The 14,473-nt window shown below is 64.2% G+C and carries 13 protein-coding genes and 1 pseudogene; 8 read left to right on the plus strand and 6 right to left on the minus strand.

The window, feature by feature from the left end; genetic code table 11:
* Positions 1-80 precede the first annotated feature (80 nt).
* Together pepB (BN1133_RS02985) and pepB (BN1133_RS02990) are read left to right on the plus strand one after the other, a co-directional pair.
* Positions 81-1,370, plus strand: a complete 1,290-nt coding sequence (gene pepB / locus BN1133_RS02985) for an aminopeptidase PepB (protein ID WP_050665068.1) — start codon at positions 81-83, stop codon at positions 1,368-1,370.
* Positions 1,367-2,641: an aminopeptidase PepB gene (gene pepB / locus BN1133_RS02990; protein WP_050665069.1), complete on the plus strand. Its 1,275-nt coding sequence runs from the start codon at positions 1,367-1,369 to the stop codon at positions 2,639-2,641. Before pepB (BN1133_RS02985) ends, pepB (BN1133_RS02990) begins: the two co-directional genes overlap by 4 nt.
* A gap of 45 nt (positions 2,642-2,686) precedes the next feature.
* Here pepB (BN1133_RS02990) and BN1133_RS02995 read toward each other — a convergent pair whose 3' ends face one another.
* The 4 genes and pseudogenes from BN1133_RS02995 to asnS form a co-directional block, all read right to left on the minus strand.
* Entirely contained in the window at positions 2,687-3,004 is a 318-nt protein-coding gene (locus tag BN1133_RS02995; protein ID WP_050665070.1) for a hypothetical protein, read from the minus strand.
* Between the two features lie 208 nt (positions 3,005-3,212).
* Positions 3,213-3,881: pseudogene (locus tag BN1133_RS03000) on the minus strand (Dph6-related ATP pyrophosphatase).
* A 100-nt stretch (positions 3,882-3,981) separates the two neighbouring features.
* Positions 3,982-5,325 carry an anaerobic C4-dicarboxylate transporter gene (locus BN1133_RS03005; RefSeq protein ID WP_050665071.1) on the minus strand — a complete coding sequence of 448 codons (1,344 nt, stop codon included), beginning with the start codon at positions 5,323-5,325 and terminating at the stop codon, positions 3,982-3,984.
* A 245-nt stretch (positions 5,326-5,570) separates the two neighbouring features.
* On the minus strand, positions 5,571-6,971 hold the full coding sequence (asnS, locus tag BN1133_RS03010) for an asparagine--tRNA ligase (RefSeq protein WP_050665072.1): 1,401 nt from the start codon (positions 6,969-6,971) through the stop codon (positions 5,571-5,573).
* A 157-nt stretch (positions 6,972-7,128) separates the two neighbouring features.
* Between asnS and BN1133_RS03015 the strand changes: the two genes are divergently transcribed.
* The gene (locus BN1133_RS03015) at positions 7,129-7,476 is read left to right on the plus strand and encodes a hypothetical protein (protein ID WP_050665073.1); all 348 of its coding nucleotides are present in this window, start codon (positions 7,129-7,131) and stop codon (positions 7,474-7,476) included.
* Here BN1133_RS03015 and BN1133_RS03020 read toward each other — a convergent pair.
* Both BN1133_RS03020 and bioA read right to left on the minus strand, forming a co-directional pair.
* Positions 7,426-8,256, minus strand: a complete 831-nt coding sequence (locus BN1133_RS03020) for a HAMP domain-containing protein (protein WP_050665074.1) — start codon at positions 8,254-8,256, stop codon at positions 7,426-7,428. The two genes, BN1133_RS03015 and BN1133_RS03020, sit on opposite strands and share 51 nt — an antisense overlap.
* Before the next feature lie 97 nt (positions 8,257-8,353).
* Positions 8,354-9,628 (minus strand): adenosylmethionine--8-amino-7-oxononanoate transaminase, encoded by a 1,275-nt coding sequence (bioA, locus tag BN1133_RS03025; protein WP_050665075.1) that lies wholly within the window; start codon positions 9,626-9,628, stop codon positions 8,354-8,356.
* Between the two features lie 111 nt (positions 9,629-9,739).
* Here bioA and bioB point away from each other — a divergent pair, with 111 nt between their 5' ends.
* The 5 genes from bioB to htpX all read left to right on the plus strand — a co-directional run bounded on the left by bioB (position 9,740) and on the right by htpX (position 14,450).
* On the plus strand, positions 9,740-10,804 hold the full coding sequence (bioB, locus tag BN1133_RS03030) for a biotin synthase BioB (RefSeq protein ID WP_050665076.1): 1,065 nt from the start codon (positions 9,740-9,742) through the stop codon (positions 10,802-10,804).
* Positions 10,801-11,955: an 8-amino-7-oxononanoate synthase gene (gene bioF, locus BN1133_RS03035; RefSeq protein WP_050665077.1), complete on the plus strand. Its 1,155-nt coding sequence runs from the start codon at positions 10,801-10,803 to the stop codon at positions 11,953-11,955. Before bioB ends, bioF begins: the two co-directional genes overlap by 4 nt.
* Positions 11,952-12,743, plus strand: a complete 792-nt coding sequence (gene bioC, locus BN1133_RS03040) for a malonyl-ACP O-methyltransferase BioC (protein WP_050665078.1) — start codon at positions 11,952-11,954, stop codon at positions 12,741-12,743. The genes bioF and bioC overlap by 4 nt, the downstream gene beginning before the upstream one ends.
* Positions 12,744-12,792: 49 nt before the next feature.
* On the plus strand, positions 12,793-13,473 hold the full coding sequence (gene bioD / locus BN1133_RS03045; RefSeq protein ID WP_050665079.1) for a dethiobiotin synthase: 681 nt from the start codon (positions 12,793-12,795) through the stop codon (positions 13,471-13,473).
* Positions 13,474-13,577: 104 nt separating this feature from the next.
* Positions 13,578-14,450, plus strand: a complete 873-nt coding sequence (gene htpX / locus BN1133_RS03050; RefSeq protein WP_050665080.1) for a protease HtpX — start codon at positions 13,578-13,580, stop codon at positions 14,448-14,450.
* Positions 14,451-14,473: the final 23 nt, after the last annotated feature.

Consider the following 14,473-nt stretch of genomic DNA (forward strand, 5'->3'; position numbering starts at 1 on the left):
TTATTTGCCGCAGCAATCAACCCATGATGGATTAAGCGCCGGTTTGGCCGGCGATCACAAGAAGAAGGAAGCAAACCAAGATGGCTGAATTGATGAACGTTCTGCTCACTACCACCCCGGCGCCCGCCGTATGGGGGGCGGGAGCCCTGCTCAGTTTCGAGGGGGAGACGGCCCGCATCCACCTCGAGGGAGATGTGCTACGCGCCGTGCAGCGCGCCGCCCGCCGCCTCGAGTCCTCCGGCATCCGTCAGGTGCGCCTGGCAGGGCAAGGGTGGGATCTGGAGCGTCGCTTCGCCTTTGCCCAGGGTTTCTATGCGGCCAAGGGGGATCGCGAGCTCGACTTCGGTGAGCAGAGCGAGCAGGAGGCCCGCGAGCTGGGAGGGCTGCTCAAGGCGACCCAGTGGGTGCGCGATGTGACCAACGCCTGTCCCGAGGAGATCTACCCCATGACCCTGGCCGAATCGGCCCTGCTGCTCATTCGCGGCCTGGGGGGCGAGAGGGTGACTGCCCGTATCACGGCCGGCGAGGCACTGCGAGAAGCCGGCCACATCGGCATCTGGTCGGTGGGCCGTGGCAGCGAACGCGAGCCTGTGCTGCTCGAGCTTGACTACAACCCGACCGGCCGTGACGACGCGCCGGTGGCGGCGGCCCTGGTGGGTAAGGGGATCACCTTCGACTCCGGCGGTTACTCCATGAAGTCCTCCGACAACATGTTGCCCATGAAGTCCGACATGGGCGGCGCCGCCATGGTGACCGGTGCCCTGGCACTCGCCATCAGCCGTGGCCTCGACAAGCGGGTCAAGCTGATCCTCTGCTGTGCCGAGAACCTGGTCTCGGGCCATGCCTTCAAACTCGGTGACATCCTCACCTATCGCAACGGCCTGTCGGTGGAGATCCAGAACACCGACGCCGAGGGGCGCCTGGTACTGGCCGATGGCCTGCTCACCGCCGTCGAGAGCGGCGCCGCTTGCATCCTCGATGCCGCCACCCTGACCGGCGCCGCCAAGATGGCGCTGGGACGCGACTACAATGCCGTGTTCGCCCTCGATGAGGAGGAGTCTGCCCGTCTGTTGGCCGCCGCCCGCCGCGAGAACGAGAAGGCCTGGCCGCTGCCCCTCGAGCCCTGGCATGTGGGTCAGCTCAGCTCCTCCTTTGCCGATATGGGCAACGTGGCGAGCGCCGAGGGCACCGCCGGGGCCACCACGGCGGCCGCCTTCCTGTCGCGCTTCGTGCATGCAGGAGGAGAGGGTTGGGTACACATGGATCTGGCCGGCTCCTATCAGAAGGCGGGCAACGATCTCTGGGCCGTCGGTGCCAAGGGACACGGCCTGCGCACCATTGCCGCCTGGCTCGGGGAGGTATGCGCATGAACGTCTGGTTGAGTCGCGATCCGGCCGCCCCTGCGTGGGGCGAGGGGGCACTGCTCTCCTGGCATCAGGAGGGCATTGCCATTCATTTGGGCAGTGATCCTCTGGGGGATATTCAGCAGGGGGCCCGTCGCCTCTGCGCTCAGGGGATCCAGCAAGCGGCCCTCTGTGGCCACTGGGAGCGGGAGCAGCAGTGGGCCTTCGCCCAGGGCTTCCAGACCCCCAAGGCCGAGGTGCAGCTGCAGTGGGCCACCTGCGAAGAGAGCGACCGCGCCGAACTCGAGGCCCGTTGGCTCTGTGGTCGCTGGGTACGCGAGATGACCAACGCCACCCCGGAGCAGATCGGCCCGCTGGAGCTGGCGGTGGAGGCGGCTGCGTTCATTACCGAGCTGGCGCCGGATCGGGTCAGCCATCGCATTCTCAAGGGCGAGGCCCTGCAGCAGGCGGGCTGGACCGGGATCTGGTCGGTGGGGCGTGGCAGTGCACGGGAGCCCGTGTTGCTTGAGCTCGACTACAACCCGACCCGGGATCCCAAGGCGCCGGTGGCGGCCGCCCTGGTGGGCAAGGGGATCACCTTCGACTCGGGCGGCTACTCCATGAAGAGCTCCGAGGGGATGCTCACCATGAAGTGCGACATGGGAGGGGCGGCTATCGTGACCGGCGCCCTGGGGCTCGCCATCGCGCGTGGTTTGACCAAACGGGTGAAGCTCATTCTCTGCTGCGCCGAGAACCTGGTCTCTGGCCATGCCTACAAGCTCGGGGACATCCTTACCTACAAGAACGGTACCACGGTAGAGATCGTCAACACCGACGCCGAGGGGCGCCTGGTGCTGGCCGACGGTCTGCAACTGGCCGGGGAGTCGGGGGCGCCGCTCATCATCGATGCCGCCACCCTGACCGGGGCTGCCGTGATGGCCCTGGGGGGGCGCTACAACGCCCTGTTTGGCCTCGACAAGCCGCTGGTGGAGCGGGCCCGGCAAGTGGCCGATGCGGAGCAGGAGCCGGCCTGGCCCCTGCCGCTGGAGCGCTGGCACCGGGGCATGTGCCCTTCCCACTACGCCGACACCGCCAATAGCCGACCGGTGAAGGGGGGCGGCGCAGGCGGAGCCTCCAATGCGGCCGGTTTCCTGTCGCGCTTCGTGCCCCGGGATGGTGAGGGGTGGCTGCATATCGATCTGGCCGCCTGCTTCTGCGATAACGGTGACAGCCTGTGGGCGCCGGGGGCGACGACCCTCGGCATGCGCACCGTGGCCCGGCTGTTGGAGCAGGCCTGATAAACAAAAAACCACCTCGCTTGAGGTGGTTTTTTTATTGGGGGATCACCGGGGTCGGGTCGGCCAGGGGTGATCGAAGATACGGGCCCGCTCCCAGGGCGCATCGGGCTGGGCCGAGGTGAGCCCCTGATATTTGCCCACATCGTCCACGACCAGAGCAGAGAGGATGGGCAGCTGATGCTCGGTGCAGTGCATGCGGATCCGTTGCAGCAGGGTTCTTAGCTCGTCCTGACAGTTTTCAAGCCCGGCCAGTTTGGCCAGCTTGGAGTAGCGAATGGTGGTCCGCTCCCGGGCCAATTCGGTCAGAATGGCCCAAAGGGTGGCATCGCACACGCCATGCGCTTGAGTGGATTGACTGGTCATAGTTTTCTCCGATGCGACAGTTCGCGGGATCTCGGTCCGCATAGTGGGCGCCAGAGGGGTTGGCGGCCATGATCTGGCGCAAACAGGAGCCCATTATCCGGTGTATCTGGCGGTTATTGCTGGTCTGGTCCGAGCTTGTCTTTATTTTATTCCGCTTATGTCACTGATGGCCAGTGCTTGCTCTGTGAAGTGACAGAGGAGGCCTCCTTTATGCTGCCGGCAGTATGAGCCTGGGGGCGTGCAGATAGGCCAGCTCTCCCTGGCGGGCGATGGTGCCGGGCTCCACCCGCAGGGGGAGACGAAAGCCAGGGCCATTGAGGGTCATGGTGTGGTACTCCCCCTGCTCACCACAGAGATCCAGTTTGCCTCTTGCTGCGAGTTGCTCCAGATCGAGCAGGGCCTGCGCATCGAGTCGGCGCCCTACCCAGTTAGCAGGGAGGTTGCGAGTATTCACGCAGGAGAAGAGGCACTCGATACGAAGCGAGAGGAGGCGCTCCAGCAGCGCCTTCCTGGGCCTCTCCCAGAGGGGAAGCAGAGGGCTGAGTCCAAGCGAGTGGCAGCGCTCGACGATCCAGTTGGGGGCGCCCACCGGCGCTATGTCCCCTGTGATGACGCAGTCGATCCCCAGTCGTTCTCACAGCTCTGCCAGGGCGCGCTCGTAGCTGGTGGCATAGGGGGCCGTGATGGTCATCCGATACAGCGGGAGTGCGAGGGCGTCGGCCTGGGCATGGATCAGTGGCAGTGGATGAACCAGAAAATGGGGGGAAGGGGGAGTAAAGGTGACCAGAGCGGCGACAGCGACCCCTTGCAGACGCGCCTCTGTGAGGGCGAGCATGGAGTCCTTGCCACCGGTCCAGAGCATGATGGCACGGGACATGGGAAACGGCTCAAAAAGGCCATGATGCGCGGGGATAGCCCGGGTGTCGAGCACAAAGTAAAACGCCCCCGTGATGGGGGCGTTGAGCAGAGGCTGTGGCTTAGAGGAGTACGCTGGTCAGCAGGTAGCCGACGGTACTGGCCACACTCACCCCGATGAGACCCGGGATGATAAAGCTGTGGTTCAATATGTACTTGCCGATGCGGGTGGTGCCGGAGCGGTCGAAGCCGATACAGGCCAGATCGCTCGGGTAGGTCGGCAGGATGAAGTAGCCATAGCTGGCCGGCAGGAAGGCGATCAGCAGCTTGGGATCGACCCCCAGCGCCAGCCCCATGGGGGCGATGGCGGTCAGTGCCGCGGCCTGGCTGTTTACCAGCTTGGAGATGAGGAACAGCACCAGGGCGTAGGTCCAGGGCTGGGCCTGCACCACGTGGGCCAGGTTCTCCTTGAGCAGCGGCATATGGCTGTGGAAGAAGGTCTCGCTCATCCAGGCGACGCCGAAGACGGAGAAGATGGCAACCATGCCGGCCTTGAAGACGGGGCCGTTGGAGATCTCGGAGGCCTTGACCTTGCAGCTCATCAGGATCACGGCGCCGGCGATCAGCATCATCATCTGGATCACCAGGTTCATGGAGAGGGGGCCGGTCTTGCCACCCATCTCGAACACCGGGCGCAAGGAGGCATCGGCACCCAGCACGACCACGGCGGCAATGGCGGCAAAGAAGATCCAGGTGGAGCGATAGGCTTCTTTCGGGAACTTCTTGTCCAGCAGCGTCTCGCTGCCACCATAGATAAACTCGCGCTGATGGGGATCCTGCAGCTTGGCCTGGAACTCTTCATCTTTGTCGAGATCCTTGCCGCGACGCAGGCTCCACAGGGCGGCGGTCAGCACGCCACACAGGGAGGCCGGTACCGAGACCATCAGGATCTCGAGCAGGCTGTAGGCATGGCCGATACCGGCCTTGGCGCCCAGGATGGAGACCAGAGAGACCACGGCCACCGAGACCGGGGAGGCGCAGATGGCCATCTGGGAGGCGACCGAGGCGACCGCCATGGGGCGCTCGGGGCGAATGTTCTTCTGCAGCGCTATGTCGGCGATGATGGGGAACATGGTGTAGACCACGTGGCCGGTGCCGCACAGGAAGGTCAGCGTCCAGGTGGTGAGCGGCGCCAGTATGGTGATGTACTGGGGATGGCGGCGCAGCAGGCGCTCGGCGATCTGCATCATGAGATTGAGACCACCGGCGGTCTGCAGCGTTGCGGCGCAGCCGATCACGGCGAGGATGGTGAGCATGACCTGTACCGGTGGCTCACCCGGGGTGAGGCCGAACACGAAGCTCAGAATGAACAGGCCGATGCCGCTGATGAGACCTAGCCCCATTCCCCCAAATCGGGTACCGAGCAGCAAGCAGCCCAGCACCACGAGAAATTCCATCAGGATCATATCCTGTATCCTCCAGTTGCGTTGTGTAGGTGTTTTCCTGGTGGAAAAACACGCTCCCCTCGTCAATGTTATTATTAGCCCTTAAGGGTTAGTTTTCATTATCCCGGCAGCGCCACCAGGAAAAGTTGAGCCGCTTCAATAAGAACTTAAAAACCACAAAAAAGCGGCTAATAGGTATTTTGTTATTTGCCGGGCCCGGCGCATAAAAAAGCCGCCCAAGAGGGCGGCTCGTGAATCGGGTTCGATTAGAACTCGGCGGTGCGGGGGGTGCGCGGGAAGGGGATCACGTCGCGCACGTTGCCCATGCCGGTCACATAGACCACCAGGCGCTCGAAGCCCAGGCCGAAACCGGAGTGGGGCACGGTGCCGTAGCGACGCAGGTCACGGTACCACCAGTAGTCTTCCTTGTTCAGGCCCATCTCGGCCAGGCGCTGATCCAGCACCTCGAGACGCTCCTCACGCTGGGAGCCACCGATGATCTCGCCGATCCCCGGGGCCAGCACGTCCATGGCGGCAACGGTTTTGCCGTCGTCGTTGAGGCGCATGTAGAAGGCCTTGATGTCCTTCGGGTAGTTTTTCACCACCACAGGTGCCTTGAAGTGCTCTTCGGCCAGGTAACGCTCATGCTCGGAGGAGAGATCGATACCCCAGGAGACCGGGAACTCGAAGCTCTTGCCACAGTTCTCCAGAATGGTGATGGCGTCGGTGTAGTCCACCTGGGCGAAGTCAGAGGCGACGAAACGCTCGAGACGGCCGATGGCATCCTTGTCCACGTGCTGGGTGAAGAACTCCAGATCGTCGCGGCGCTCACGCAGCACGGCGTTGAAGACATACTTCAGCATGGCTTCGGCCAGGGCGGCGTTATCGTTCAGATCGGCGAAAGCCACTTCCGGCTCGACCATCCAGAACTCGGCCAGGTGACGGCTGGTGTTGGAGTTTTCGGCGCGGAAGGTGGGCCCGAAGGTGTAGACCTTGGAGAGGGCGCAGGCATAGGTCTCGACGTTGAGCTGGCCGGACACGGTCAGGAAGGTCTCCTTGCCGAAGAAGTCCTTGTCGTAGTCGACCTTGCCTTCCGGGGTGCGCGGCAGGTTTTCCATGTCCAGGGTGGAGACACGGAACATCTCGCCGGCGCCTTCGGTGTCGGAGGCGGTGATGAGCGGTGCCGCGATCCAGAGGTAGCCCTGTTCGTGGAAGAAGCGGTGAATGGCCTGGGAGAGGCAGTTACGCACCCGGGTCACGGCGCCGACGATGTTGGTACGGGCGCGCAGGTGACCCTGCTCGCGCAGGTACTCGATGCTGTGGCGTTTGGCGGACATGGGATAGGTGTCCGGGTCCTCGACCCAGCCGACCACCTTGACCTCGGAGGCCTGCAGCTCGAAGGCCTGGCCGCTGCCCTGGGACTCGACCACGGTGCCGGTCACTTCGACGGAGCAGGCGGTGGTCAGACGCAGCACTTCATTCTCGTAATTGGCCAGGGAATTGGGGACGACGGCCTGCACCGGATGGAAACAGGAGCCATCGGTAATGGCCAAAAACGAGATCCCCGCCTTGGAATCACGGCGGGTCCGGATCCACCCCTTGACGGTCAGGGTGGTGCCAACCGCATACTTGCCGGTCAGCACATCAACTACGGATGCGTGCGTCATTTGAAATATTGTCTCCAGCTTGTTCTTGCAACGCTTTATTGTGCAAAGTTCTGACGGGCTGGGCGCCGGGCGCCAGCCGAAGGCATAATCTTACCCGCGCCGGATTGATAAACAAGCAAAAATATGGGTATAGGCGCTACCCGGGAGTGGTATTGAAATGGAGAGGGATCGTCGTCGAGGACCGGATCTCTGGGTGCGTCTCACCCAGGGGCTGACTCTGATCTGTTGGGGCCTGCTGTTGGTGGCGCTGGCACTCTTTCATCTGGCCAGGCCGGAGATGGATGTGGGCTTCCTGCGCTACGGTGGCATCGAGATCCGGCGTGAATGGCTGCCCGAGCTGACCCTCTGGCTGCTTGGGGCCCTCTGGTTTAACTGCCTGCTGACCCTGACCACCCTGGTCATCGGATGGCGGCGTAACCGGCGGCTGGAAGATAGCCGCCAGACCCAGCTCTGGTTACTGATGATGGTGCTGCTGGGGGGACTCGGAGCCTATTACCTGGGTTGATGCCTGCTGCAGTGCCAACTGTTGCTCTACGCTGTCGAGCATCTGGTTATAGGCCACCGCGACCCGCCCAATCTCATCGGTATCCTCATAGTCGAGACGATGACCGAAGTCGTGGCGATCGGTCGCCTCCTCCATGGCTCGGGTGAGCTGAGCCAGGGGGTTGACGACCCAGGTGCGCAATACCCAGAGAGTGAGCAGCAGCCCCAGGCTGAAGATGGCGGTGAGGATCAGGGTCGATCCGAGGATGCTGCGCTCTACCTGGGCAAACAGGGGATCGAGGGAGTAGTCGATGCGCACGGCACCGAGTACGGTGCCTTCCGGTACCTGATGGCAGGCGGTGCAGTCGGTGCCCCTGTACTCCTTGCTGGCGCGCAGGGGCAGGGTGGCCACCAGGCGGCTGTGGATCCCCTCCTGCACGACCTCCAACGTGGCTTGGCCCGCCAGGGCTTGCCGGTCAACGTCGTCGCGGGCCTGCTCCTGGGCTCGCCCCGCGCCAAACTGGGTGTTGACTGCCTCTGCGCGAATGACTCTGGCCTCCTCCACGTGACTGTGCTTGAGGAATTTCTCTCTTAAGGTATCCCGCGCGCTCATCTTGCCGGTCAGCATCAAGAGATTGAGGCTGTCAAAATAGGCTTCGGTCTGCTCCTGACTCTGCTCCTTGACGAGATCGAGGATCAGACCCCGCTCGCGCACGGCCTGATAGGCGGCAGAGAAGACCAGCACCATGGAGAAGATGAAGAGCAGGAAGAAGTTGAGCTTGGCGGCAATAGAGAGGCGCATGACGATGGAGGGTTCGTTGGGTAAAACCGCTCCAGTCTACGCCTCTTCAGGGACCCGGTCTGGTGTGTTGCTCACAAAGTCGCAAGAAAATCGGGAGTCAAACGGTATAACCTCCCTCCTCAAGCACGGTGGCGATGGCGCCGGTCAACACCGACAGCTCCTGTGCCGTGATGACAAAGGGTGGCATCAGGTAGACCAGCTTGCCAAACGGGCGGATCCAGGCCCCAAGCTCGACGAAGCGGCGCTGGATGGCGGCCACATCGACCGGTCTGGTCAGCTCCACCACCCCGATGGCCCCGAGCACCCTCACATCGGCCACCGCCGCGTGGGTCCTGAGGGGCAGCAGTTCCTCCTGTAGTTGGGCCTCGATGCCCTTGACCCGCGCCTGCCAGGGAGAGTCCAGCAACAGCTCGATGGAGGCGCAGGCCACCGCGCAGGCGAGCGGGTTGCCCATGAAGGTGGGCCCGTGCATAAAGACCCCGGCCTTGCCTTCGCAGATGGTGGTGGCGACCTGCTCCGTGGTGAGGGTCGCCGACAGGGTGAGGTAGCCCCCCGTGATGGCCTTGCCAAGGCACATGATGTCCGGGCGGATGCCGGCCCAGTCGCAGGCAAACAGCTGGCCGGTGCGGCCAAAGCCGGTGGCGATCTCGTCGGCAATCAGCAGCACCCCGAATTCGTCGCACAGGGCGCGCACCCACTGCAGGTAGCGGGGGTGGTAGAAGCGCATGCCGCCGGCTCCTTGCACGATGGGCTCGAGCACGATGGCGGCGATTTCCTCATGGTGATCCGCCATCAGGGTCGCCAGCTCCACCACGCACTGCTCGTCCCACTCGTCGTGGAAGCGGCAGCTCGGTGCCTCGACGAAGTAGTGCTCGGGCAAGAAGCCCTTGTAGAGCTCGTGCATGCCGCCATCCGGATCGCACACGCTCATGGCGCCGAAGGTGTCCCCGTGATAGCCCCGGCGCAGGGAGACAAACTTGGTTCTGGGCGTCCCCTTGGCGTGCCAGTACTGCTGGGCCATCTTGAGCGCCACCTCCACCGCGACCGAGCCCGAATCGGCGAGGAACACCCGATCCAGCCCCTTGGGGGCTATCTCCACCAGCTTCTGGCACAGACGAATGGCTGGCTGGTGGGTAATGCCGCCAAACATGACGTGGGACATGCGCCCGAGCTGCTCGGTGGCGGCGGCGTCGAGCTCGGGGACCCGGTAGCCGTGGATACAGGCCCACCAGGAGCTCATGCCATCCACCAGTTGGCGACCGTCGGCCAGGGTGAGGTGTACGCCGCTTGCTTCGGTCACTTCGTAGCAGGGGAGGGGGCGGGTGAGGGAGGTGTAGGGGTGCCAGATGTGGCGCAAATCAAATTCGCTCACAAAATAATCCGATGTCAATGTTGCTCAACTGGTTGGTGTTGACAGGATACCGGCAATCCCTACACTGGCCAACCATTAACGGCCCGAGAGCCCCACAACGAGAAGCACTCCATGAGCATCGAACCGCGCCACGACTGGACCCTGACCGAGGTCCAGGCCCTCTTCGCCCTCCCGTTCAACGATCTCCTGTTCCGCGCCCAGAGTGTGCACCGCGCTCACTTCGACCCCAACGAAGTGCAGGTGAGCACCCTGCTCTCCATCAAGACCGGTGCCTGTCCGGAAGATTGCAAGTACTGCCCCCAGAGCGCCCGCTACCAGACCGGCCTCGAGGCGGAGCGACTGATGGAGGTGGAGAAGGTGCTGGAGCGGGCCCGCGAGGCGCGAGAGAACGGCTCGTCGCGGTTTTGCATGGGCGCCGCCTGGCGTAACCCCAAGGAGCGCGACATGCCCTACCTCATCCAGATGATCGAGGGGGTGCGCGCCATGGGGATGGAGACCTGCATGACCCTCGGCATGCTCACCGCCGATCAGGCTGGCCGACTCGCCGAGGCGGGGCTCGACTACTACAACCACAACCTCGACACCTCGCCCGAGTTCTACGGTGACATCATCACCACCCGCACCTACCAGGACCGGCTCGATACCCTGGAGCACGTGCGCGGCGCCGGCATGAAGGTGTGCAGTGGCGGCATCGTCGGCATGGGTGAGCAGCCAAGCGACCGGGCCGGCCTCTTGATGGCCCTGGCCAACCTGCCGCGCCACCCGGAGAGCGTGCCGATTAACATGTTGGTCAAGGTGAAGGGGACGCCGCTCGAAGACGAGGCGAACCTCGATCCGTTCGAGTTCGTGCGCACCATCGCCGTGGCGCGCATCATGATGCCGCGCTCCCACGTGCGCCTCTCCGCCGGCCGGGAAAAGATGAACGATCAGCTGCAGGCCCTCTGCTTTATGGCCGGCGCCAATTCGATTTTTTATGGTTGCAAGCTGCTCACCACCCCCAACCCGGACGAGAGCAGTGACATGCAGCTGTTCAAGCGCCTCGGCATCCGTCCCGCCCAGTGCGCCCAAAAACCCGACGCGGTGCAGGAAGAAGAGCTTAACGCCACCCTGGCGCGTCAGGCCGCCAGTGCGCCGGCGAACGGCGATCTCTTCTACGACGCCACGGCCCGCCGATGAATTCCCCGTTTGATCTTGCCGGCGCCCTGGCCGCGCGGCGCGAGGCGGCCTTGCTGCGCACTCGCAGCGCGGTCTGCCTTGAGGGGGCACGGCTGCGCGTTGCGGGGCGAGACTACCTTCATTTTGCCGGCAACGACTACCTGGGGTTGGCCCGGGAGCCGGTGCTGGCCGAGGCATTTGCCGACGGGGTCGCCCGCTTTGGCGCCGGCAGCGGCGCCTCGCCCCTGGTCACCGGCTACCAGGAGGTGCACCTGCGTCTCGAGGAGACCCTGTGCGACTGGCTCGGGGTGGAGGCGGCGCTGCTCTTTAACTGCGGGTTTTCTGCCAATCAGGCGGTGCTCAAGGCGCTGCTTGGCAAGGAGCATCTGCTCTGGCAAGACCGGCTCAATCACGCCTCCTTGCAGGAGGCGGGCAGCCAGCTCCCTTGCGCCATGCGGCGCTTTGCCCACAACGATATGGGGGCGTTGGCACGTCAACTCGAACCCGGCCGTGGCCTCATCGTCTCGGAAGGGGTGTTCAGCATGGACGGGGATCTCGGTGCCTGGCCGGCCTTGTGCGAGCTCGCCGCCGAAACGAACAACTGGTTGATGATCGACGACGCCCACGGCCTCGGCGTGCTGGGGCCCGAGGGGCGCGGTACCCTGGCATCGCTCGGCATGGCGCCGGGCCGGGTCCACATCCACATGGGGACCTTCGGCAAGGCGCTCGGGGTGGCCGGCGCCTTTGTGGCCGGCAGCCGCGAGCTGGTGGCGTACCTGGCCAACTTCGCCCGCACCTATGTCTATAGCACCCACATGCCGCCGGCCCAGGCCCACGCCATCACGGCCGCAATCGCCCTGGCGCGGGACGGGGAGGGGCGCCGCGAACGGCTGGCGCGCCTCATCGAGCGCTTTCGCTCGGGAGCCCAGGCCCAGGGGTGGCAACTGGGGCAGAGCCACACCCCGATCCAGCCGCTGCTGGTGGGGGAGAGCGAGGCGGCCCTGGGGCTTGCGGCGCGGCTGCGCGCGTGCGGCATCTGGGTCAGCGCCATTCGCCCGCCCACAGTGCCGGCCGGCACGGCGCGACTTCGTATCACCTTAAGCGCCGCCCATAACGAGGCGGACGTGGATGCCCTGCTGGCGGCGCTGAATGCCTGCCGGGAGGGGGCATGAGCGAGTTGCAGCCGTTTCAGCGGGTCGACAAGGCCCTGCTGGCCCGCCGCTTCGGGGCGGCGGCCCGCCATTATGATGCCCACGCCGCCTTCCAGCGGGAGGTGGGGGAGGCGCTGCTGGGCTGGCTGCCGGCGCGAAGGGATCGCCTGCTCGATTTGGGCTGTGGCACTGGCTACTTTCTGCCCGCATTGGCGGCGCGCAGCCGCACCCTCACGGCCCTCGATCTCTCCCCCGGCATGCTGGCCCGGGCCGGCGAACGCCACAGCGGTGCCCTGCTGGTGTGCGGCGATGCGGAGGCGTTGCCCCTGGGTGATGGTTCACAGGATCTCATCTTCTCCAGTCTGGCCCTGCAGTGGTGCGAGTATCCCGAGCAGGCCTTTGCCGAGGCGCGCCGGGTGTTGGCTCCGGGCGGTCGGCTCTGCTTCTCGACCCTGTTGTCGGGCTCACTGGCCGAGTTGAAGGCTTCCTACCAGGCCCTCGACGAGGCCCCGCACGTCAATCGCTTCCTGGAGCAAGAGGCGCTCGACGCCGCTATCTCGGCCGGTGGGCTTGCCATCGAGCGGCTCGAGGTGCGCCCCTGGTGCCTCTACTATCAGGGGGTCGAGGCGCTGCTGCGCGATATCAAGGGGATCGGCGCCAGCCAGGTCAACGACGCTCAGGGGGCTGCTGGTTTGGGTGGACGAGCCCGCCTGAGGCGACTGGCGCAGGCGTTTGAGACAAGGCGAGAGGCGCAGGGGTTGCCGCTCACCTATCAGGTGGCGCTCTGTGTGGCGACGCCCGTCATATAATCATCCTAATTCCGATCGGCGCGGGGTCGATCCAGAGCCAGGAGTCGTTATGGCCAAGACATTCTTTATCACAGGTACCGATACCGATGTGGGCAAGACCCAGGTGGCGTGCGCCCTGCTCAGGGAGCTGGCAGCCCTCGACTACAAGGCGGCAGGCTACAAGCCCATCTCGGCCGGTTGCGCCCGCACCCCGCAGGGACTGCGCAATCTCGACGCCCTGCTGCTGCAGGAGGCGGGCAATGTGGACCAGCCTTATGAGGCGATCAATCCCATCGCCTACGAGCCTCCCATCGCCCCCCATATCGCCGCCGAGGAGTGCCACAGCCCCATCTCGCTGGAGACGATCACGTCGGGTCTGCACCGGTTGCAGCAGAGCGAGGCCGATGTGGTGCTGGTCGAAGGCGCCGGTGGCTGGTATTTGCCCCTGGATCGCCAGCACCTCCTCTCGGACTGGGTGCGCGAGCAGAACCTGCCGGTCATTCTGGTGGTGGGAGCCAAGCTGGGTTGCCTCAACCATGCCCTGCTCACCTTCGAGGCCATTCGCCGCGAAGGGCTGCCTGTGGTGGGGTGGGTCATGAATCGCGTCACCCCCGAGATGAGCCACTACCGGCAGAATCTCGATACCCTGCGGGGTCTGTTGCCGGCCCCCTTCCTCGGCGAGATGCCCTGGCTACCCGAGCACAGACGACATGAAACTTCAGGGCTGCTCGATGTTTCCCCCTTGCTCTGATTGTTAACATTCAGCAATCATTCATTGGATTTTGCGATAGTGGCGCCATGAAGTGGTCATGGCGCCACTTTGATGAAATGGCGTAGCCCAATGAGGAGTCAAGAATGAAGCGCATCCTACTGTTCCTGGTCACCAACCTCGCCGTGATGCTGGTGCTGGGGGTGGTACTCAATATCCTGTTCAGCGTACTCGGCATCAACAAGTCCAGCATCAGTGGGCTCCTGGTATTCTGTGCCGTGTTCGGCTTCGGGGGATCTTTCATCTCCCTGTTTATGTCCAAGTGGATGGCCAAGCGCAGCTACGGCGTGCAGGTGATCGAACAACCCCGCAACGAGATGGAACACTGGCTGGTTAGCACCGTGGCTCGCCAGGCTCGTGAGGCCGGCATCCAGATGCCGGAAGTGGGGATCTACGACTCCCCCGAGATGAACGCCTTTGCCACCGGCGCGAGCCGTGATGCCTCCCTGGTCGCCGTCTCCTCGGGTCTGCTCTATACCATGAGTCGCGACGAGGCCGAGGCGGTGCTGGCCCATGAAGTGAGCCACGTAGCCAACGGCGACATGGTGACCCTGACCCTGATCCAGGGGGTGGTGAACACCTTCGTCATGTTCTTCGCCCGTATCGTGGCCGGCGTCATCAGCAACTTCTTTAGCAACAACAACGATGAAGAGAGCAGCAGCACCGGTGGCCTTGCCTATATGGCGACCGTGTTCGTGCTGGAGATGGTGTTTGGCATCCTGGCCTCCATCATCGTCATGTGGTTCAGCCGTCAGCGTGAGTTTCGTGCCGACGCCGGTGCCGCCAAGCTGGCCGGTCGTGACAAGATGATCGCCGCCCTGCAGCGTCTGGCCCGGGGTCCCGAGTCCCAGATGGAGGGCACCATGATGGCCTTTGGTATCAACGGCAAGCGCTCCATGAGCGAGCTCTTCTTGAGCCACCCGCCCATCGAGCAGCGCATTCAGGCTCTGCGCGGCTGATTGCCGGCGAGCGCCAGAGAATG

It is taken from the genome of Aeromonas schubertii, assembly GCF_000820105.1.
In the GTDB taxonomy this organism is placed as follows: Bacteria; Pseudomonadota; Gammaproteobacteria; order Enterobacterales; family Aeromonadaceae; genus Aeromonas; species Aeromonas schubertii.